Origin of the sequence: Geomicrobium sp. JSM 1781026, assembly GCF_041949955.1 — a bacterium.
Taxonomy (GTDB): Bacteria; Bacillota; Bacilli; order Bacillales; family Marinococcaceae; genus Geomicrobium_A.
The window spans coordinates 174,327-194,599 of sequence record NZ_JBHFQF010000003.1; the positions used below are offsets into that span (position 1 = coordinate 174,327).

General features: G+C 45.0%; 16 protein-coding genes. 8 read left to right on the forward strand and 8 right to left on the reverse strand.

Features of this window, described 5'->3' with window-relative positions:
* Nucleotides 1–208: 208 nt before the first annotated feature.
* Nucleotides 209–973, reverse strand: a complete 765-nt coding sequence (locus ACE1TF_RS06160) for a metallophosphoesterase family protein (RefSeq protein WP_375015207.1) — start codon at nt 971–973, stop codon at nt 209–211.
* A 78-nt stretch (nt 974–1,051) separates the two neighbouring features.
* Here ACE1TF_RS06160 and ACE1TF_RS06165 point away from each other — a divergent pair, with 78 nt between their 5' ends.
* Complete coding sequence (locus ACE1TF_RS06165; protein WP_375015667.1) at nt 1,052–2,404, forward strand: catalase; 1,353 nt, start codon at nt 1,052–1,054, stop codon at nt 2,402–2,404.
* Nucleotides 2,405–2,478: 74 nt separating this feature from the next.
* Nucleotides 2,479–3,432 (forward strand): MsnO8 family LLM class oxidoreductase, encoded by a 954-nt coding sequence (locus tag ACE1TF_RS06170; RefSeq protein WP_375015209.1) that lies wholly within the window; start codon nt 2,479–2,481, stop codon nt 3,430–3,432.
* Here ACE1TF_RS06170 and ACE1TF_RS06175 read toward each other — a convergent pair.
* Nucleotides 3,424–4,125 carry a response regulator aspartate phosphatase gene (locus tag ACE1TF_RS06175; RefSeq protein WP_375015212.1) on the reverse strand — a complete coding sequence of 234 codons (702 nt, stop codon included), beginning with the start codon at nt 4,123–4,125 and terminating at the stop codon, nt 3,424–3,426. The two genes, ACE1TF_RS06170 and ACE1TF_RS06175, sit on opposite strands and share 9 nt — an antisense overlap.
* A gap of 243 nt (nt 4,126–4,368) precedes the next feature.
* Between ACE1TF_RS06175 and cls the strand changes: the two genes are divergently transcribed.
* Nucleotides 4,369–5,826, forward strand: coding sequence for a cardiolipin synthase (gene cls, locus ACE1TF_RS06180; RefSeq protein ID WP_375015214.1), 1,458 nt, complete (start codon nt 4,369–4,371; stop codon nt 5,824–5,826).
* 848 nt (nt 5,827–6,674) lie between these two features.
* Here the strand turns inward: cls and ACE1TF_RS06185 are convergent.
* The gene (locus ACE1TF_RS06185) at nt 6,675–7,274 is read right to left on the reverse strand and encodes a YitT family protein (RefSeq protein ID WP_375015216.1); all 600 of its coding nucleotides are present in this window, start codon (nt 7,272–7,274) and stop codon (nt 6,675–6,677) included.
* 173 nt (nt 7,275–7,447) lie between these two features.
* Between ACE1TF_RS06185 and ACE1TF_RS06190 the strand changes: the two genes are divergently transcribed.
* Together ACE1TF_RS06190 and ACE1TF_RS06195 are read left to right on the forward strand one after the other, a co-directional pair.
* Nucleotides 7,448–8,821 (forward strand): FAD-binding oxidoreductase, encoded by a 1,374-nt coding sequence (locus ACE1TF_RS06190; protein ID WP_375015218.1) that lies wholly within the window; start codon nt 7,448–7,450, stop codon nt 8,819–8,821.
* Between the two features lie 7 nt (nt 8,822–8,828).
* Nucleotides 8,829–9,806 carry a bile acid:sodium symporter family protein gene (locus ACE1TF_RS06195; RefSeq protein ID WP_375015669.1) on the forward strand — a complete coding sequence of 326 codons (978 nt, stop codon included), beginning with the start codon at nt 8,829–8,831 and terminating at the stop codon, nt 9,804–9,806.
* Between the two features lie 541 nt (nt 9,807–10,347).
* On the opposite strand, the gene ACE1TF_RS06200 is transcribed toward ACE1TF_RS06195, so the two are convergent.
* Nucleotides 10,348–11,472 carry a S8 family peptidase gene (locus tag ACE1TF_RS06200; protein ID WP_375015220.1) on the reverse strand — a complete coding sequence of 375 codons (1,125 nt, stop codon included), beginning with the start codon at nt 11,470–11,472 and terminating at the stop codon, nt 10,348–10,350.
* Nucleotides 11,473–11,680: 208 nt separating this feature from the next.
* Nucleotides 11,681–12,784 (reverse strand): S8 family peptidase, encoded by a 1,104-nt coding sequence (locus tag ACE1TF_RS06205; protein WP_375015222.1) that lies wholly within the window; start codon nt 12,782–12,784, stop codon nt 11,681–11,683.
* A 202-nt stretch (nt 12,785–12,986) separates the two neighbouring features.
* Here ACE1TF_RS06205 and ACE1TF_RS06210 point away from each other — a divergent pair, with 202 nt between their 5' ends.
* Genes ACE1TF_RS06210 through ACE1TF_RS06220 form a run of 3 tightly spaced genes read left to right on the forward strand, consistent with a single transcriptional unit; the run spans nt 12,987 to nt 16,648 of the window.
* Complete coding sequence (locus ACE1TF_RS06210; protein WP_375015224.1) at nt 12,987–14,060, forward strand: endospore germination permease; 1,074 nt, start codon at nt 12,987–12,989, stop codon at nt 14,058–14,060.
* The gene (locus tag ACE1TF_RS06215) at nt 14,057–15,511 is read left to right on the forward strand and encodes a spore germination protein (protein ID WP_375015226.1); all 1,455 of its coding nucleotides are present in this window, start codon (nt 14,057–14,059) and stop codon (nt 15,509–15,511) included. The genes ACE1TF_RS06210 and ACE1TF_RS06215 overlap by 4 nt, the downstream gene beginning before the upstream one ends.
* Before the next feature lie 15 nt (nt 15,512–15,526).
* Nucleotides 15,527–16,648, forward strand: a complete 1,122-nt coding sequence (locus tag ACE1TF_RS06220; protein WP_375015228.1) for a Ger(x)C family spore germination protein — start codon at nt 15,527–15,529, stop codon at nt 16,646–16,648.
* A 306-nt stretch (nt 16,649–16,954) separates the two neighbouring features.
* On the opposite strand, the gene ACE1TF_RS06225 is transcribed toward ACE1TF_RS06220, so the two are convergent.
* From ACE1TF_RS06225 to ACE1TF_RS06235, 3 genes are read right to left on the reverse strand one after another with little or no spacing between them, the layout of a single operon-like run.
* Nucleotides 16,955–17,806 (reverse strand): transglutaminase family protein, encoded by an 852-nt coding sequence (locus tag ACE1TF_RS06225; RefSeq protein ID WP_375015230.1) that lies wholly within the window; start codon nt 17,804–17,806, stop codon nt 16,955–16,957.
* A 30-nt stretch (nt 17,807–17,836) separates the two neighbouring features.
* Nucleotides 17,837–18,760, reverse strand: a complete 924-nt coding sequence (locus ACE1TF_RS06230) for an alpha-E domain-containing protein (protein WP_042397258.1) — start codon at nt 18,758–18,760, stop codon at nt 17,837–17,839.
* Complete coding sequence (locus tag ACE1TF_RS06235; RefSeq protein WP_375015671.1) at nt 18,761–20,155, reverse strand: circularly permuted type 2 ATP-grasp protein; 1,395 nt, start codon at nt 20,153–20,155, stop codon at nt 18,761–18,763.
* Nucleotides 20,156–20,273 lie beyond the last annotated feature (118 nt).

Below are 20,273 nucleotides of genomic sequence, written 5' to 3' on the forward strand. Positions count from 1 at the left end.
TTGCACCTCATCGATCGAGCCATCTCCTTTCCCATTTAGCACTCTAGCTTGTTGTGATACGTTGTCAGGGTCATTCGCGCAATATTTACTTTTTATTTAAAATTTTCAGCATATAATTCTAATACAACTTCCTCTGCTACATTCGCTATATATCGCTCACATCCTTCAATTTTCGGCTATCAGTGGTGAGGGAAACTCCCCCACCCCTTCACGATATCGATTCGACTTTCACCCAGTCTGTGCGCCCGTCTGCAGCTACTTTGAGGCCGTTTAGTTGCCCGCCGAATACGAGACCGCCGTCGATGCCGATTTTGGTTCCGCATTCGGAAAACCACGGATTGAAGCTTTTGTCCCGGTTTAAAATCTTTACCGGGGTATGGCCAAAGACAATCTTCTTTCCTGTTTGATTCGAACCTGTATGAAAGGGTTCACGAATCCACAAGAAATCTTCGTCTGTCCCGTCTCGCCAGTTCTCTTTCGACAAGTCGACGCCAGCGTGTACGAACAAAAATTGGTTCCATTCATAATAGAGGGGGCGTTCACTAAGAAACGTAACTTCCTCAGAGAATTCGGTTAAGAGCACTGAGCGAAATTCCGCAAAACTCAAGTCATTTGCTCCACTACTAGCTGTCATAAAAGATTGCAGCGTCTCTTCTCCTCCATTTCTTAAGTATCTTGCTTCATGTTCACCCCTCGTCCATTCCATCATCATTTCTTCGTGATTTCCTTTTAAGGCGATGGCTCCTTCTTCGACAAGTTGCATGACGTGCCGGACGACTTGTAAGGAGTCGGGACCACGGTCGATGTAGTCGCCAAGAAAGATCAGTGTCTCGGTTGCGGGGTCCCAATGTGTTAACAGTTGCAAAAGCTCGTCATAATTTCCATGGATGTCTCCAATGATGAATGCCCGGTCCATCTGATCAGCTCGCTTTTTCTTTTTAGTATAGCAAAAAGGGGAAGGTTCATAAATCAAGCCTCCTGCATCATAAGAATAACCATCAATTGTTATAGGAGTGATGGTGTGAAATATTCTAGATCAGACGGCATTCACGTGCGTGGGCTCAAGCAAAAGCGAGAGGCTCCTGTTTCTTATCCTAGCGACTTGCCTGCGGAGTTTCATTCGCAAACGATCGGCAACGACGGACCGGTACTCGAACAAGATAGCATTCTTCACGAAACGATGGAAACGTTTGTTCACGAAAAGATCATTGATCGTCCCGTGCATGTGAAAGGGTTTGGCGCTTTTGGATACTTTGAAACGTTTTACGCTCAATCTGATGATACAACGTTATGCTTTCTGCAAGAGCCTGGCCAACAAGTGCCCGTCAGCGTGCGCTTTTCTCTTGCAGTCAGCAATCAAGGAACACCGGACACGTCGCGAAATGTACGCGGGTTTTCGACGAAATTCTATACGGATGAAGGCATCTTTGATCTCATATGCAACCACCTCCCCATCTTCTCGGTTCGCGACCCGATTCGCTTTCCAGAAGCCATCCGCGCGTTTTTGCCTTCACCTACGAATAATTTGATGGACCCCAATCGTTTTTGGGAATTTGTTGCAAGAGCTCCGGAGTCGCTTCATTTTGTCGTACAACTCTACTCCGATCGTGGGACAGTGAAGAGTTTGCGTCATATTCCTGGTCATAGTGTGAATACGTACGTATGGAAAAATCGGGCGGGAAAACGGAAGTATGTAAAGTACCAGTGGATTCCGTTTGCTGGAGAGCAATACATTGATGCGAAAGAAGCGGCTGAACTCAGTGCACAAAACCCCGATTATGCAGGAAAAGACTTGTACGATACGATCGCTTCAGGTGAGCCGGTAGAGTACGGGCTTTACGTACAACTAATTGATCCAGACGACGTTCATCAATTATCGTTCGACCCACTTGATGATACGAAAGTGTGGGATGAAAATGTATTCCCGCTTATCCCCGTTGGAAAAATGGTGCTGGACACGAATCCGGATTCTTTTAAAGAAGAAGTAGAAAAAATTGCATTTTCTCCTTCAAACCTTATCGATGGGGCTGAACTGTCTGATGATAAAATGTTGCAAGGACGCGCGAATATTTATTCAGATTCACAGCGCAGACGTATCGGCCCTGACTTCCGAAGTGTACGTGTGAATGATCAAGCAAACTGGACACCAGATGAACTCGTGACGAGTGGAAACGGCCGTTATGTTGAAGGGGAGCTTCAACGTTCAAAGATCGCAGATCCGGATAACTTCTCTCAAGCGGGGACGTATTACGATTATCTATCACCAACAGGCAAACAACACTTGGTTGAAAATTTAGCCGCTGATTTGAAAACCATTCACTCGAACACTGCCCGTAGTGTGATTGACCTTTTTGAAGAAGCGTCACCTGAACTTGCCGAGTCAATACGCGCAAAGCTTCGCTAATCGTTTTTCTGAGCGACGTTTCATAAACCCTCTCTTTCGGGAACAAAATAGTTGTGAAAGAGGGGGTCATAACGATGCACTTAGGAATTCTAGATCAAATTCCCGCTCCTAAAGGGATGAGCGCCGAAGAGACGGTTGCGAAAACATTAGAACTCGTCGCCCATGCGGAACAGTTAGGGTATGAGCGCTATTGGTTTGCGGAGCACCACGCCACCCGAGGCATGACCTCAAGTTCACCGGAAATTATGATGAGTGCCACAGCTGCGCGTACCGAGCGAATACACGTCGGAAGTGGCGGCATTCTTCTCCCCCAATACAGTCCATACAAAGTCGCGGCACAACTTCTGCAACTAGAGGCACTGTTTCCAGGCCGAGTCGAAGGTGGGGTTGGTCGCTCACCTGGAGGCGGGGAATCCATTCGTCAACTGCTCGCCGATGGCAAAGACAATCAGTTGGACGAGTATCCCGACAAGCTTCGATTGTTACGGAATTTCTTGAGAGGAGAGGAACGAATTCGGGCTACACCACGAACTCGTGAAGCACCTGCCTTATATTCATTGGGACTTGGGGAGAACAGCGCAAAGCTCGCAGCTGAACTAGGTGTCGGCTATGTGTACGGGCACTTTATTCAACCTGGCAGAGGACGAGCATCCCACAGTATTTACCGAGCAAACAACAGTTCCAACACGCCCGCCCTCACTGCCATTTTTGTTATATGTGGAAAGGACAGAGACCATGCTGAAGAGCTCGCTTTAAGCCAAGACTTGTGGTTGTTAAATGTCGAGCGTGGTTTAGACAGTCGCATCCCTTCTGTCGAAGAAACAAAAAATACACCGTTATCCTCAAAATCAAAACAGCGCATCGCCGAAAATCGTCATCGGATGATTATTGGTGGTCCAAAAGAAGTGAAAGAACAGCTAGAACGACTGACCGAGGAATACGAGAGCGACCATTGGCTACTTTTAACCAACGTCCATTCATTTAAAGAAAAGACCCGCTCTTTTGAACGGATCTCTGCGTTATTTTAGAGGTGAGTACTGGTAACCGTTTCGAAATGCGAAAGGTTGCTTGTTCGTCTGTGTCGATCTTGCTCTTTTCAAAGAACGACTAAGCAACGATTCATAAACAGGCGGGCTACTTTTCGGCTCTTGTATACTAGCAAGCATGTTTTGGCTGCGTTTATACTCATTTTGTTGATCATAAGCGCCAAATGAAATATGTAAAGCTTCATTAAACTGAGTTTTGGCCAGGTTAACTTGTCCAAGCTTCAACAAATTTTCTCCCAATTGTAGAAAGAGAGCCGCTCTCTTCTTTCCACGAATGTTCTTCATATATAACTTTGCCGTTTGATAATGCAGGAGGGAAGCATGATAGTTTCTCTCCTCATAATTCAAGTTGCCTTCCATATAATGATACAAAAAATCAAGCGCTTCACTCGTCTCTTCCATTGCGTCTCTTTGTGGTTTTTCTTTCAAAAGCGTGTTCTGGAGTAGATCGTTTTTTATCATGTCATGTTTAAAGCGAATGATTTCGTAGTATTGTTTCGCTTCGTCAGTCAACTTGCAATGTCGGAGCATATGTTCCACATCACGTTGTTCACCGTCTGCTCGTTCGACATCTTCGTTCTGCACACTTTGACACCATTTTCCTAATTTCCTTATAATTTTCCTATCAAAAGCCACTCGCTCGGCACCTCCCAGTGATAATGAATGGCTCATCATTCAAACACGCCCGATTCATCACGCTATTCATAAACGAATCCAGGGCAGAAACCCTGGATTTTTTGCTTATAAATCATATATCTCCTCTTCAATATAATATATCTCTTACATTTTCTCTATAACAGACGATAAATAAGAGATTATTTATTGTTTTTCGACAACATCCGCTTCCTCCCGTTGGCAAATCGAGCAAGAATTCATTACAATGAAAGGAGGCTCCGGCTTGGAAAGGGATTTTGCCAAGTGTTTAATGAATTTTTTTCGCAACTGATTTCGATTGTACTTATTATTAATATTTTATTGGCGTTTTTCGTCGTGTTTGTGGAGCGTCGTGACGTTGGCGCAACATGGGCATGGCTTATGATTTTATTTTTTATTCCTATCGGTGGGTTTATCCTCTATTTACTATTTGGTCGGCATTTAAAACATCGAAATTTTTATAATTTATCAGCGGAAGAGCGCAACTACTTGAGAAATGCCGTAGACGAGCAAGTTGAGCAACTAAAAGACCATCAGGAGTTTTTGTTAGACCGAGACATTCACCATAAGTACGAACAGCTTATGCTCATTAATTTGCAATCTTCTACGTCAATTATTACGTCGGATAACAACGTCGAATTGTTTCACGAAGGGACCGATAAGTTCCGCACCTTGTTTGATGACATTCGAGAAGCAAAAAGAGAAATCAACCTCCAATACTACATTATTCAACGTGATGATCTTGGTCGTAAACTCCGCGACGTGCTCGTTGAAAAGGCAAAAGAAGGCGTCAAAGTGCGGCTACTTTATGATGCCATCGGTTCCCGGACGATGAGTAAATCTTTCTTTAAAGAACTGCTCGAACATGGCGGCGAGGCCGAAGCTTTCTTCCCTTCATTTTTAAAGATTATTAATCCACGGATTAACAACCGAAACCACCGTAAACTTTGCATTATTGACGGTAAAATCGGCTACATCGGTGGATTCAATATCGGCAATGAATATTTGGGCAAAAAAAAGAAATTCGGTTACTGGCGAGATACTCATTTTAAGATCACCGGTTCTGCAGTTGATCATATTCAAGGTCGTTTTATTTTGGATTGGAAACAAGCAACCAAACAAGATGAGATTGACATTACCGACATTGTGTTTGGGGATTATGAACATACCGGAACGAGCGCCGTGCAAATTGTTGATAGCGGACCAAACTCTGAAACCGAGCACATTAAAAATATGTACATCAAACTTATTATGAGCGCTCGAAACACCATTAAGATCCAAACACCTTATTTCATACCCGATGCAAGTTTCATGGACGCCCTAAAGATTGCCCTTCTTAGCAATATCGACGTCCACATTATGATCCCGAACAAACCTGATCACCCGTTCGTCTATTGGGCAACACTCGCTCATGCAGGAGAGCTGTTAAAATACGGCGCCAACATCTGGATATATGAAAAAGGATTTATGCATGCGAAAACGATTGTTGTGGATGAAGAAGTTTCCTCTGTCGGTACGACGAACATCGACCCAAGGAGCTTTAAATTAAACTTTGAAGTGAACGCGGTTGTTTATGATACAAAAGTCGCCAAAGAACTGCACGAACTTTTCCTACTTGATATGAAAGACAGCAGCCTGCTCACCGAAGAACGCTATGCAGAGCGCTCCTTATGGATCAAAACGAAAGAATCCGTATCACGGCTATTATCTCCGATCCTTTAAAACGAGGCACACCGACCGCAAGACCATTGAAAAGTCGCATAACCTTCTAAAACCCTCATCCCCAAAACAGCTTCATGTTTTAGGGATGAGCGTGTAGTGAATGATTGTGCAGCGATTGGAATATCATCGGGTTTCGTGATCTATATCGGATGAACTTAAGATTTTCTTGATTTGCACTGTTGGGTGTTGGGTTGGAAGGGGAGCTCGGTGCTATTTTACGCAGGTTGTTCCAACTCGGGCACAGATTCAATGCCCAAAAACGAGCAACCTGTCGGCCTGAGAGCGGATGAAGCCAAATCGAACTCGGTTCGGCGCGGCTCGCGCCGACGTCTTGCTAGGTTTTTGGCTTGGAAATGCAAGGGATGGTTCTCTGAACCCATTGCCGCAGGAGAAAGCGGCACATACAGGCAAGACGAACGGCCGTTCTGCGCGCAAGTTTGCGCTTTTCTCTGATTTCAGCGCCCATTTCTCCAAACTTGCGCGCAGTTTGTCCCAACTGGCGCGCAGATTCCAGGCTGAAGTGCCAACGACACGTCGGCCCCGTGGGGGCCGAAACGAAACCGCACTCGGTTCGGCGCGGCTCGCGCCGACAGGATGCGGGTGCTTCAGGGAAAAAATGTACATTTGACGCGGTAATCTGTTTCCGGTTTCACTCACTTTGCTACCTAGTTTATGAGGGTACACCGCTTTTCCTGCGATTTTCTCCTACTTGACATCCCAACTCGACCAAGGATTCTTGAAAGATATATTTCGTTCACCTTATGTAGATTAAGTTCGGACAGATTTGCTTTCACTAAAAAATTCGTTAGCCCCGCCGAACATCGGCGGGGGTTTTTATGACCCCCAAGCTACGCTCTAACCGCTTGTCGAGTACTCGTGTGAATGGCTTTTTTCGATAGACTAATCACGAGAGAGCATACAAATATGTTCACGATCGTTAAAAATCCGTTTTGAACGCCTAAGAGGAGAAATGATATGCTCGCGACCATCAGATCAAAGCCAAAAATGACTTTGCCTGGATCAATGGCATTCTTTTGCTGTAAGTATACGGCAAGTAACGTCGCCCCACCCATCGATGATTGGCTTAGGAAAATGACAACTGCCCCAGCACCGACGAGAAATCCTCCGAGTAAGGATCCGCTATACACTGATATGTCTTGAATAGGGATGGTTTGCAACCCTGCACTGATCCCCGTAACGAGCGTGACAGAGAGCAGCGAATGAAGCGTGTAAGAGACTCCTAATTTCCAAAGAGCTAAGATGAAAAACGGTAAATTAATTATGAAAAACATGACTGGAAAAGGTAGATCAATGAGCTCGATTAGCGTCAATGACAAGCCTGCAGCTCCAGATGTTGCCAGGTCTGCTAGGTTCGTAAGCTGGATGCCTACGGCAAGAACGAAGCACCCGATCAGGTTTAGTCCGAATCTTTTCATAGATGTTCCCACGGTACTCCCCCCTCCATAACATCTTATCAAAAGAACGGAAAAGAGGGATGGCCGTTATTGGATTACCTATCAAAAAGACAATGTTATAAAATCTTTCAAAAATTCATACCGTCATGAATATATTTCGTGTATAATGCTTTATAAACCTATACTTGTACAGGAGGGAAGGACAAATGTCCACTCTAGTCGGAGATTTTCAAGCGTTCTTAGATTCGTCACAAGTAACGACAAATGAAACAGTGCTTGAGTTACATAGCAAAGATGAATCCTATCATACACCGGTCAACCCAGAAATTGTCGTGTTTCCCCGCAATGCTGACGAGATTTCAAAGATTATGCAAGTCGCCAAAAAACATGATCGACCTGTCTACCCATTTGGTTTAGGTTCAAGTCTAGAAGGTTTGGTCATTCCAACTAGCGACGGCATTTGCATTGATTTTTCAGAAATGAATGCCATCTTAGATGTGAGAGAAGACGATATGCTCGTCACCGTACAACCTGGTGTCACACGAACACAACTGAATAAGGAACTGAAAAAGTACGGTTTATTTTTTTCGGTAGACCCTGGGGCTGATGCAACGATTGGCGGTATGGCTGCAACGAACGCGAGCGGCACAAGTTCGGTCCGGTACGGCATTATGCGTGACAAAGTTCGTGATCTAGAGGTCGTTCTCGCCGATGGCTCCATCATTCATACTGGAAATCGAGCAGCGAAATCCTCCTCTGGGTACCATTTGAATGGCCTATTTGTCGGTTCTGAAGGAACTCTCGGCTGCTTTTCTGAAATTACACTCGAAGTGAATGGCATTCCTGAACAAATCGTCGCGGGAAGAGCGGAATTCTCAACGATTGATGACGCTGTTAACGCCGTCGTCTCCATTCTTCACGCTGGCATCCCAATTGCTAGATGTGAACTCGTTGATGAGCCTTCTATTGAAAAAGTAAATCAGTTCAGTGATACAAACTATGCGCTCACACCGACTCTTTTTCTTGAACTTCATGGAAATGAAGCGGGACTCGAACAGGACCTCACATTCACGAAAGAGATTGTACGGGATTTCGGGTGTGAAGAAATTGAATTCGAGCTAGACACCGCCGCCCGCAACAAGCTCTGGGAAGCACGACATACGCTTGCTTATGCGTTCACACATAGCACACCGGGCAAGAAAATGATGGTCACAGATGTATGCGTCCCAATCTCAAGCCTCGCGAGTGCGATTAAACACGCACGGCAGCTTGTGGACGACTCCGGGTTCGAAGGCGGCATTGCCGGTCATGTTGGCGATGGCAATTATCATATCCTTCTCATGATTAATCCCGAAGATCCTGAAGATATTAGAAAAGCACAAGCATTAAACGAAGAAATCGTGGAGTTTGCATTAGAAGCCGGCGGGACGTGCACAGGGGAGCATGGCGTAGGGATCGGCAAACAGAAATATCAAAAGAAAGAGCACGGAGAAGCGTTCTTCGTTATGGAAAAGATCAAACAAGCACTTGATCCAGATAGCCGGTTGAACCCGATGAAGCTGATTCAAGTAAAGGAGTAAATAGATGATGAGGGTACTTAGTGGGGTCAGTTCATTCGCAGGAAGATTTTTTGCACTTTTCGTTATTGCTGCAGCAATCATTGCATTTCTTATTCCCGAACCTTTCATGCCGATCAATAGTTATGTTCCAATTTTATTAGGAATCGTCATGTTTGGCATGGGGATGACGATGAAGCCAGTGGACTTTAAGCGAGTAGCCAAACAGCCGATACCTGTCGCGCTCGGACTCGTTTTCCAATATACAATTATGCCGTTAACGGCACTTGCGATTGCCTACCTACTGAACTTACCTCCAGAGCTAGCCATCGGTCTCGTACTGCTCGGCTCAGTACCAGGGGGAACATCCTCAAATGTAATGGTCTACCTTGCAAAAGGGGATTTACCTTTATCAATCTCCATGACATCGCTGTCCACCCTCGTTGCGCCCATCGCAACGCCAGCTATCCTTTATCTTTTAGCGAGTCAATGGATGCCTGTCGAATTCTGGGCGATGTTTACGATGATTGTCCAAGTAATTATTATTCCGGTAACACTCGGTCTCCTCCTTCGCCGCTTCTTGCCGGTGATTGTTGAGAAAACGGTGACGGTAATGCCGCTCGTCAGTGTACTAGCCATCCTTGCCATCATTACTGGTGCTGTAAGCTCGAATGCAGAAACACTCGCAACTGCAGGATTTATTTCTTTTGTCGCAGTGATGTTGCATAACGGCGCGGGCTTGGCTTTAGGTTATACCGCTGCTTATCTCGTCCGATTGACACCAAGTCAACGAAGAGCGGTTTCCATCGAGATCGGCATGCAAAATACAGGACTCGGTGTGACACTAGCGACCGCGCACTTGTCTCCACTTTCAGTCATTCCAAGTGTCATTGGTACCGCTTGGCATAACATCACGGGTCCGATTATGGCAACATACTGGGCAAAGCGTCCGCTAAAAGAAGGAGACGCACCACCGCAACAGGGCGCAGACATTAACGTGAGTAAATAGCTGCTCGGCAAGCAAGTTAAGAACCTTGTTGAGCCCCTTGCAATAACAGACGGCTCAGGCTAGTTCCCCTGAGCCGTCTGTTTTATTGAGAAGTAGCCTGAGAATATGTTTACGCGCCGCCGAAAGGGGCACTGCTTTGTTACTCCAATTCTATTTTTTGAAAGAGCGATGCCGATAACGCTCGGTTTCGGTACTTCAATTCTAGTTTCTGGATGACTAATGCCGATACCCTCACTTATTCGGTATTTAAAACCCAGTTTATGGAAGTGTAGTGCCGATATCCTCACTTTTCCGGTACTTCAATCCCAGTTTCTGGATGACTAATGCCGATACCCTCACTTATTCGGTATTTAAAACCCAGTTTATGGAAGTAAAATGCCGATACCCTCTCTTTTCCGGTACTTCAATCCCAGTTCCCGGAAAACGAATGCCGATACCCGATCACCGAAAGTACTTCACTCTTTTATTCAGGGATGCTCCGACCGAACGCAATACAGCGCCCATTCGCTAGTCGCGAATGGGCGCTGCTCGCACGGCGTGTCTATTCGCCGAGTGCAGCTTCTGGATCAATAATGCCGGCACCGTACTCAAACGGATCACCTATTGAGTTGGCTGTATCAACAATGGTAGATTTTATTTCCTCAGGGGACGCTGTTGGATTTTGGGCAACTAATAACGCTGCAAGACCGGCAACGTGCGGCGCGGCCATTGACGTTCCATCTAAAGAATCATACGAGTTTGTTGGATACGTACTATATATATTCGCTCCTGGAGCCATGACGTCCAGCTCATTTCCTACGCTTGAGAAGCTTGCTCTTTGATCATTTGCGTCGGTTGCACCGACTGCGAGTACAGAGTCAAAAGCTGCTGGAAAACCGACGGTGCTTCCTCCGCCCCAGCCTGTTCCTTCATTTCCCGCCGCTGCAACGACAACGACGCCAGAACGTTCGGCATGGTCTACGGCCAATTCCATCGCTTCAGATCCTTGCGGTGAACCTAAACTCATATTGATGACATCCATGTTGTTATCAACAGACCAATCGATGCCGTCGATAATTCCACTCAAACTACCACTTCCGTTCGCGGCTAGTACTTTCACAGCATGCAAGTTCACATCCGGAGAAACACCTAATACACCTTCATCGTTATCAAGTGCTGCAATCGTACCTGCCACGTGAGTACCGTGTCCATTCGTATCCACGAGTGGGTCCTCATTGACGAAGCTCTCTCCTCCGACAACTTCCAAATCAGGATGGGCTTCATGAATCCCCGTGTCTAACACGGCGACGTCAACCCCTGCACCAGTATGACCATTCGCATGTACTGCTGGGGCTGAAATCCGGTCAATACCCCAAGGAACTTCTTGTTGATAGTGAGTGACTGTATGGTCCCTTTCCACAAAGGCAATGTTCTCTTCGTCTAGCAATGCTTCATATTCTTCTTCGGTTAGTTCGGCATGAAGCACATGAATGTGTTCAAATTCTTGAAGGATCTCAATGTCATAATTGTCTTCTAGATTATTTGCATCCATCGTTGAAAACTCTTCTAACCCGATTAGAAATTCCCCTGCTTCTTCACTGTTCGCTTGTACCCCACCAGCGGCACCAACAGCGAGAGCAACTGTCATAAAAGATGCTGTACCTATTCGACTTTTACTGTAACCCATTAGAATCCCTCCTATTGATTTGAACGTGCCTCTCGAGTATATGTACAAATTAGAAATTTTTCAATATTACATATATAGTCATTTTGTAGTGGGATACCACTAGATTTTGCATATTTAGTGGCTTGTCCATCCATTTCACCAAGACTTATAGATGAAAAACGGGCACCAAAATAAAAACGGGAGCATCGGCTCCCGTTCGTAATGATCTTTATTGCTGAAACGAAGATGACGGATTAATCATACCGTTTCCAAATTCAAACGAATCTCCTAAAGGATTGGCCGTATCTTTAATAATTGCGCGTATTTCTTCAGGGCTTCTTTCTGGGTTTTGTTGGAGCAAAAGCGCAGCAAATCCAGCAACTTGGGGTGACGCCATCGACGTTCCGCTCAACGTTTGGTAACCGCCATTCAAGTCGGTGCTATAAATCCCATCACCAGGCGCCATGACATCAAGTTCATAACCTACGCTAGAAAAATGGGCTCGTGCATCTTGTTGGTCAGTTGCGCCTACCGCAAGGACGCTATCATAAGCGGCCGGATAGCCAACCGTACTCTCGTTTCCATACGATGCTCCCGCATTTCCAGCAGCCGCTACCACAACCACACCTGCAGTTTCAGCGCTCGTGATCGCTTGTTCCAATACAAGGGATCCCATGGATGAACCGAGGCTTAAATTAATCACATCCATGCCTTGTTCTACAGACCAATCGATGCCTTGCACGATGCTATGCATGCTTCCTCCACCATTTGATGTGAGTACTTTGACGCCGTAAAGGTTAACGTCTGGTGCAATACCAACAACCCCATAATCGTTATCTAATGCAGCAATTGTACCGGCGACATGCGTGCCGTGTCCGTTATAATCGGTATGCGAATCTTCATGCACAAAGCTCGCACCATCAATGACATTTAAGTCGGGATGATTCACCTCTACACCTGTGTCTAACACTGCAACATCCACCCCTGCACCTGTAAAACCGGTCTGATGAATGGTCGGTGCCCCAACGTGCTCAATGCTCCACGGTACCGTTTGTTGTTCCACCGTCACTTCTTGGTCTGCTTCAACATACTCGATTGCAGACTCAGTTGTTAACGTTTGTACTTCTTCTTCACTAAGCGTTGCATACAGCACATTCATAGATTCATACTCATGAGAAATCTCGATGTTGAATGTCTCTTCAACCCATTCCTCTGAATGCTCCGTCCCGATAAAATAGTCGGCACGCTGTTCACTTGCTTTTGTATCATTTATGCATACGAGTGATCCAGCAATCGTAACACCAATCATTACCCCAGTATGTAAAATTTTCATGTTAACCTTCTCCTCCTTGTGTAGCCCATTACACAAAGATTGTAAAACGCTAACCCTCCAATATCTATATATAATATTTAGCAATCTTGTAGACTTTTTCTAATTATCCATTCACTTTGGCAATGTCATGCTTTTTGTACATAAATCTGGGATCAATGGTAAAGATAAATCCACCGAAGAATGCAAAGGTGGCTTCATTTTTATGGAAAGCAAATTTTTACAGCCGATCCATTTGTACATACTTATGATCATTTCGACAGGATTTATGGTCCACGTCCTCATCATCCCTAGCCTTTTATCGGTTGCAGGTCGTGATGCTTGGCTCAGTGTAATTGCCAGCTCAGCCTTGATTGCCATTACAGTTATTCTTGTGTCATCAATGAACAAAACATTAGATGGACGCAGTTTATTTACATTTTTAAACGACCACTACCCCCGTTTTCTCGTACAAATGCTGGCGCTCATTTTTGCATTCGTATTTATTGTTGAGGCATTTATTTCCCTGAAATTCTCCATCGGATGGACGTCGTCTAACTATGCATACGAAACACCGAACCTCATCATTTTAATTGGCTACATTCTCGTTTTCATTTATGCGGCAAGCAGGGGTTGGTTTGTGCTCGGTATCATTGCCCTTTTGCTTTTTCCAATCGTGTCGTCATTTGGGCTTCTCGTTGGTATCGGTAACATCCCAAATAAAGAATACTCCTTGATGTTCCCCGTGCTCCAAGAAGGCTTTGGGCCGATGTTGCAAGGGTTAGTGTACACACAAGCGGGGTTTCTCGAGATCTTCTACATTTTATTTATTGTGCAATTCACGAAAAAACGGATCTCCACAAAAGGTCTCTTCATCTCTGGAGCCATTCTTCTCATCTTATTGCTCGGACCACTCACAGGAGCCATTTCAGAATTTGGTTATGTTGAAGCGACGAATTTAAGCAATCCAGCTTATGAACAATGGCGTCTACTCACGCTTGGTCGCTACATTACCCGACTTGATTTCTTATCCATGTTCCAGTGGAATAGCGGGGCGCTCGTTCGTGTCGTCTTATTTACGATCGTAGCGAGTATGCTGCTCCCGCTTCGTAATCGCCGCATCTCGCTTTTACTCATTTACGCAATTCTATTTTTGGCGAATCTCCTCCCCATTCCGATCCATCAATTTCGAGTCTGGTTAACGGACTATTACTTTCCGTCTATTTTTTTGTTCCTATCTGCTTCATTGCTCGTATTCTTTATTCTAATTAAAAGTAAAAAGGAGGGAACGAAAGCATGAGCCGCCGCTCTTCTACGAAAGATTTGAAAGAGAATTTGCTCGAACATTTCCAAGATGTCGAAGATGTTCAGATTGTTGAACAGCGTTTTTTATCTGGTCGACAGCATTACAATTGCACATTCGTCTATTGCAAAGGATTGATCAACCATGACTTTATGGTGGATACCGTTCTTCCAAACTTGCAAAAAATGGTAGAGGACGAGACACGAATTGACGAGATGACTCTTAAAAGCATGTTTGACGTCACTGTTATGGAGCCGACAACATCACTTCTGGATGACATTGAAAAACAAATCTTTACAGGCAGTTTGATTCTTATTGACCATGCTTACAAACGTGTCTATTCCATTTCAATCGCAAAATCTCCACAACGAAATGTTGAAGATTCCAATATGGAAGTCTCGATTCGCGGACCACGGGATGGGTTTATTGAAGACGTTACGACGAATGTTGCTCTTATTCGCAAACGGCTAAGAACAAGCTCCTTAAAGGTAAAATCTTATACGGTCGGGACGCGCAGTCAAACAGAAATCAAACTCGTTTATTTAGGCGATGTCTTAAATCCTAAGATTCTCAAACAAGTCGAACATCGACTGGAGAACATTGATACGAGCGTTGTGACGAGTAGCTATCATATTGAGGAACAATTGTATGATCAGACGCACTCGCTCATCCCACTCGTTGAATATAGCGGTCGACCTGATTTTGTCGTTGAAGCGATCAATGAAGGGCGTTTTGCCATTGTCGTGGACGGCAATCCGAGTGTCCTGCTCGCTCCAACAAACTTCTCTCTGCTCATGCGCGCAGCCGAAGATAATCAATCAAGTTACATGTATGTAAATACGGAACGGTTAATTAGAATGGGTGCGCTTTTAACGAGTATTTTGTTGCCAGGCTTTTGGTTAGCGATTACCTCTTTTCAAATTGAACAGATTCCATTTCCACTTGTGGCGACCATTGCGGAGTCACGTTTAGGGTTGCCGATGTCTTCGGCGTTAGAAATGTTTCTCATTTTATTGTTTTTCGAGTTGTTCAAGGAGGCTGGCATCCGACTGCCGAGTGCGGTTGGACAAACCATCGCCGTACTCGGTGGGCTCATCGTCGGGGACGCCGCCATTCGAGCCGGGCTCACGTCTCCAGCGACGCTCGTCATCGGAGCCGTCTCCATTATCTCAAGTTATACATTGACAGACCAAAGCCTTGCCGGCAACTTGCTAATCATTCGCTTTTTTGTATTAGCGATGTCGGCTTATTTAGGGCTATTCGGCTTCTTCTGCAGCTTGTTCATCCTTCTTACCTACTTCGCATCTGTCACAAGCTTTGGTCATCATTTTATTACACCAATTGATCGGGGCAAAATCGAGGATACGATGAAAGGGTTGTTTCGCTTTTCCGTTCGTAAAGACAAGAAGCGCACCCTTGCATACCGACCGACCGATTCCGATAAATAAAAGGGGCGGTGATCTATGAAGTTCTTCACAAAACTAACCATTTGCTTACTCGCCTGTCTTTTACTTACGAGCTGTTGGGGGGCAAAAGAAATTCAACACCAATCGTATGTCACAGCGATTGGCATTGATTATGAGGACGATGAATACGTTCTCTATTATGAGTTTCTCAACTATAGTACTGTAGCCAAATCGGAAGCCCCTGGCCTTGGTGAAGGAAAGTCTGAAATTGCGATCGCCCAAGCAAGCGGCTATACACTAGAATGGATCGTCGGAGAAATTGAACGCGCCGCCGCCACTCCAATTAGTTATAGTCATATCAACACCGTTTACCTATCACCGAACGCGCTTGAGAAAGAACACTTAAATGTCGTGATTGATTTTCTCGGTCGTTGGCCATCGGTTCGGTACAATACGTGGCTATTCGCTTCCAACGCTTCGGTTGAGGATACAATGGCGAACAATAGTTTTTTTGATCGTGCACCGATCTACACATTCACATTCGACCCTGAAGAAATGCTGAACAACAACTCGTTTATCTCGGTAACGACATTGCAAGAGCTCGTGCAATATTATTATGAGCCGACGAGTACCGTGCTCATTCCGTCCATTAATATAGATAGCGAGACATGGCGAGATGAAAATCAACCCAATGACGCACTCGCCGTTGACGGTGGCTATTTCATTGCCGGTCAAGAGTGCAAAGGTTTTTTAAGTTGGGAGCAATTAAAAGGGATAGACTGGTTCGAGGCAGAGACGCGGTTATTGCACGTCGTGTTGCCGGATGATCGTATTTCTGCCGCCATCCAAGACCCGACAAGCAAGGTGGAGATCTTAGCAAATGAAGACACTCCAGCATTTGCCGTTACTATTACAGCAAATGCTGACGTATTTGCGAACCCGGATGAAAAACCACTTCGAGACATTCAAAAAATGCTAGAAGATACCATTGAAGAAGATATAAGAAGAACGTTTACTTACGGTGTAGAAATGGGGGCAGACATCTTGCACCTAACCGAAAAACCATTTCGCTTTCACCCAGGCTTGTGGAGCGTCGAGCAGTTGCAAAACCTTGAAGAGGACGCCCTGCAAAATGTAAACATTGACGTGCGCATTCAAACCGAAGGAGACTATCAATAGGGGTAATTACTTGTTATTTCATTACAGCAAAGGTGCGTGGTTGTGTCGTTTGGGTGCATTTCTTTGTCGGAAATGTGCGCTCTCATGTCGAAAGTGTGCGGTTCTTTGTCGAATCTGTGCACTTTCTTGTCGAAACCGTGCACTCCCGTGTCGAAAGCGTGCACTTCCATGTCGAAACAATGCACTCCCCAACAACGAACGTATTTAACAGCGCTTTAGGCAGATTTCCATCATCGAAATTCCAGCCACACCAAAAAAGACGGAAGTAAAGGCGCGTGCCTTTACTTCCGCCTTTTTGACATGACATTAAGATTCTAACAATGTGACAGACACGCTCACATCAAGGTTCTGATTTCCACCTCGATACACGCCTTGGACTGGACTCACGTCTGCGTAGTCGCGTCCAACCCCGACACGGATATGATTTTCTAGTGCTTCTACGTTATTCGTCGGATCGAGACCAACCCATCCGATGCCTGGTGCCATAAATTCGATCCATGCGTGACTGGCTGCATCCCCGACGAGTGCTGAATCTTCTCCGACGTAGAGATAGCCACTTAAATACCGTGCCGGAATGCCTTGTGCTCGAAGTACGCCAATCATGACGTGGGCAATGTCTTGACACACCCCAGATTTCAGTTCGATGGCATCTTTGGCGACAGTGTTCACATCTGTCGTTGTCGGGTCATACGTGAACTGGTTGTATAGGTATTCCATAAGTGATTTCGCAAATTGAACCGGATTCGGGATGTTTCCAATCTCGTTCCATACCTGTTGTACTTGCTCCATCGTCACATACGTATAGTTTGTTTGGCTGAGGAACGGCAAATATTGCGCTCGAAAGAGCTGAGAATTAAAAATATTTTGCATTGCTCCTGAATACGTCAACTGGTCGACAAAAGGGCTTCTTTGGATGCTTACTGTAGATGTTGTTTTCACTTCTAAATGCGTATGTGTTTCCGCAATATAAAACGTCTCGACCAAGTTCCCCCATAAATCTGTATGCTGTGCGGTAAGCGAGTGCGGTGTGATTTCTGTATGATACGCAAGCAGCCGCTGACACTCGTCCGTTTTCGGCATCAATCGGATCGTGTTCATACTTTGGTCTACCTGCGTATCATAATCAAAGCGGTTTAGGTGCACAATTTCGTATTTCACAACAAGCACTCCTCATCCCGTAATCGATTGTTACCTATTGTATTCACCCACTTGAAGAGGGGTGTAATAGGTTTTCAATTGGTCAATCTCTTCGGTTAGATCAATATCCTCAAACGCTAACTGCTCTACACGTTCTATAATGACATTAATCTCTTGAAAAAGAAACTGAGTATAGTTGGATCCTTGCGGCCCCTGCATTTTTTCAATCGCTTTGTTCGCACGTCTCACACAGTAATGAATGGAACCTGGGAAATCTGAATGCCCGATAATAAATGAAAGAATCGGTTTAGGATCCATTGTCGGATTCTTTTGCGTCATAAAAGCTTCGGTCCCGTTTACGAGTTGCAATGCTTGCCGCATATAATAACGGATTGAGCTAGGATCGCCTTCCAGTCGCTCGCTTATCGCTTGCAACGTCCGCTGCGTATACTCCGCTCGCTCCATCCACTTGCCCACCTTCATCATCTGATAAGGCATGCCCCGCATCGTCGTCGATTCAATGACCCCTTGTACCGATAAAGAAGTCATTTTTACACGTCGAAGCAAATTCTGCATCTGGTAATCGGTAAAGTCTTCGAACTTGGCAAACTTCACATCCAAATAGAAAACATTAATCACTTGCCACAAATCGTGGTTAATGTGGTCCCTTACACTTCGTGCATTCTCTCTGGCGGTACGCACACAATTAAGGACGGCATTCGGATTGTCTTGTTCAAATAGTAGATACTCCAACACTTGGTACATGGCAATGTTTCCGTTTTTTCTAATCTTCTCAGCTTCACCAGAAGAGGCTGCAATATTCAACGCAGTATCAAATTCTTGTTGGACGAGTAGATCATCTTCAGATGTTTCGAGAACTTGCACGAGTTGCACCGACAAGAGCCCAGCTGTTTTCTCAGCCCGCTCTATATTTCTTGACATCCAGTACAACGCATCCGCAACGCGTATGAGCATCTATACTTCCTCCTTTAGCACCCAAGTGTCCTTGCCTCCACCGCCTTGAGAGGAATTCACAACGAGTGAACCTTTTTTCAATGCCACTCGTGACAATCCTCCAGGTATGACTTGAATGTCTTTTCCACTCATCGCATACACCCGTAAATCAACGTGGCATGGGTAGAACTCATTGCCTTGAAAAGCTGGCGCACGACTTAGTTTTATCGTCGGTTGAGCGATATATTGGTGCGGCTCAGAAATGATTTTCTCTCGGAACTTATTGATCTTCTCGTTTGTAGAATGAGGTCCAATTAACATGTCGTAGCCTCCAGAAGCACCTACATTTTTGACGACGAGCTCATCTAACCGTTCCAGCACCCAATCTCGATGTTCTGGCTTTCGTAACGAGTACGTGTCCACATTTCGCAAGATTGGCTCTTCATTTAAATAGTATTGAATCATATCCGGAACGTATGCATACATTGCCTTGTCATCCGCGACACCGTTTCCTAATGCATTTACAATCGCAACGTTCCCTTGTGAAAATGCGCGATATAATCCTTCAACCCCGAGTAATGAATCAGGTCTAAAATGGGCGGGGTCCAAATATTCATCATCAATGCGGCGATAAATAACATCCACTTGCTTAAGGCCATAAATCGTTCGCATGAACACATGGTCATCTTTCACGACCAAATCTGGACTTTCTACTAATTGTATGCCCATTTGTTGAGCCAAAAAGACATGATCATAATACGCAGAGTTAAATACCCCCGGTGTAAGCAGAACAGCCGTTGACGCTGAACCGTTCGTACTATACTCCATTAAAGCTTTGCGCATATCATCCATTTGTTCTTCTAATGTGTATAACGCGTGTTGCTTAAAGAACTCTGGATACACTTGTCTCATTACATATCGGTTTTGAAACATGTAACTTAACCCACTCGGATTTCGTAAATTATCTTCAAGAACACGATATTCCCCGTGCTCATCACGAATGAGATCAATGCCTGATAAAAATAAATGGTTCCCTAGTGGGAATGACGTTTCTTTCAACTCTTTCAAATAGTATGGATTGTCATACACCAAATTCTTCGGAATCACTTCGTCATGAAGAATCTTTTGCTCGCTGTATATGTCATCAAGAAAAGCATTTAGCGCCTTTAACCGTTGCTTTACGCCCCGCTCGATCTCTTGCCATTCCTCACTGGAAATGATTATCGGAATAAAATCAAACGGCATCGTTCGTTCTGTGCCTGCGTTATCTTTATAAACTGTAAATGTGATACCTTGTCGCAAGAAAGAGGCTTGTGCTTGCTCGTGTTTGAGTTGAAGCTCTGCTGATTCAAACGAATCAATTGTTCGATGCAACAAACGGTAGTGGGACTTCACTTCACCTTGTGACGTGAACATTTCATCAAAATATGCATCTGTGTTATACGGCAGTAATTTCTTCACGCTCAATCATTCACCCCTTATTTTTATTTCCTCTTTCGTCATTTCCCTGATTTTTGACAATTGAAACAATTAC

What these genes read in the sequence shown, in the direction of transcription:
- ACE1TF_RS06175 (WP_375015212.1), bottom strand. Translation starts at nt 4,125, where the DNA reads ATGATGAGCCATTCATTATCACTGGGAGGTGCCGAGCGAGTGGCTTTT.
- ACE1TF_RS06200 (WP_375015220.1), bottom strand. Translation starts at nt 11,472, where the DNA reads ATGGGTTACAGTAAAAGTCGAATAGGTACAGCATCTTTTATGACAGTT.
- ACE1TF_RS06215 (WP_375015226.1), top strand. Translation starts at nt 14,057, where the DNA reads ATGAGCCGCCGCTCTTCTACGAAAGATTTGAAAGAGAATTTGCTCGAA.
- ACE1TF_RS06195 (WP_375015669.1), top strand. Translation starts at nt 8,829, where the DNA reads ATGAGGGTACTTAGTGGGGTCAGTTCATTCGCAGGAAGATTTTTTGCA.
- ACE1TF_RS06230 (WP_042397258.1), bottom strand. Translation starts at nt 18,760, where the DNA reads ATGCTCATACGCGTTGCGGATGCGTTGTACTGGATGTCAAGAAATATA.
- ACE1TF_RS06210 (WP_375015224.1), top strand. Translation starts at nt 12,987, where the DNA reads ATGGAAAGCAAATTTTTACAGCCGATCCATTTGTACATACTTATGATC.
- ACE1TF_RS06170 (WP_375015209.1), top strand. Translation starts at nt 2,479, where the DNA reads ATGCACTTAGGAATTCTAGATCAAATTCCCGCTCCTAAAGGGATGAGC.
- ACE1TF_RS06220 (WP_375015228.1), top strand. Translation starts at nt 15,527, where the DNA reads ATGAAGTTCTTCACAAAACTAACCATTTGCTTACTCGCCTGTCTTTTA.
- ACE1TF_RS06190 (WP_375015218.1), top strand. Translation starts at nt 7,448, where the DNA reads ATGTCCACTCTAGTCGGAGATTTTCAAGCGTTCTTAGATTCGTCACAA.
- ACE1TF_RS06235 (WP_375015671.1), bottom strand. Translation starts at nt 20,155, where the DNA reads ATGTTCACGTCACAAGGTGAAGTGAAGTCCCACTACCGTTTGTTGCAT.
- ACE1TF_RS06205 (WP_375015222.1), bottom strand. Translation starts at nt 12,784, where the DNA reads ATGAAAATTTTACATACTGGGGTAATGATTGGTGTTACGATTGCTGGA.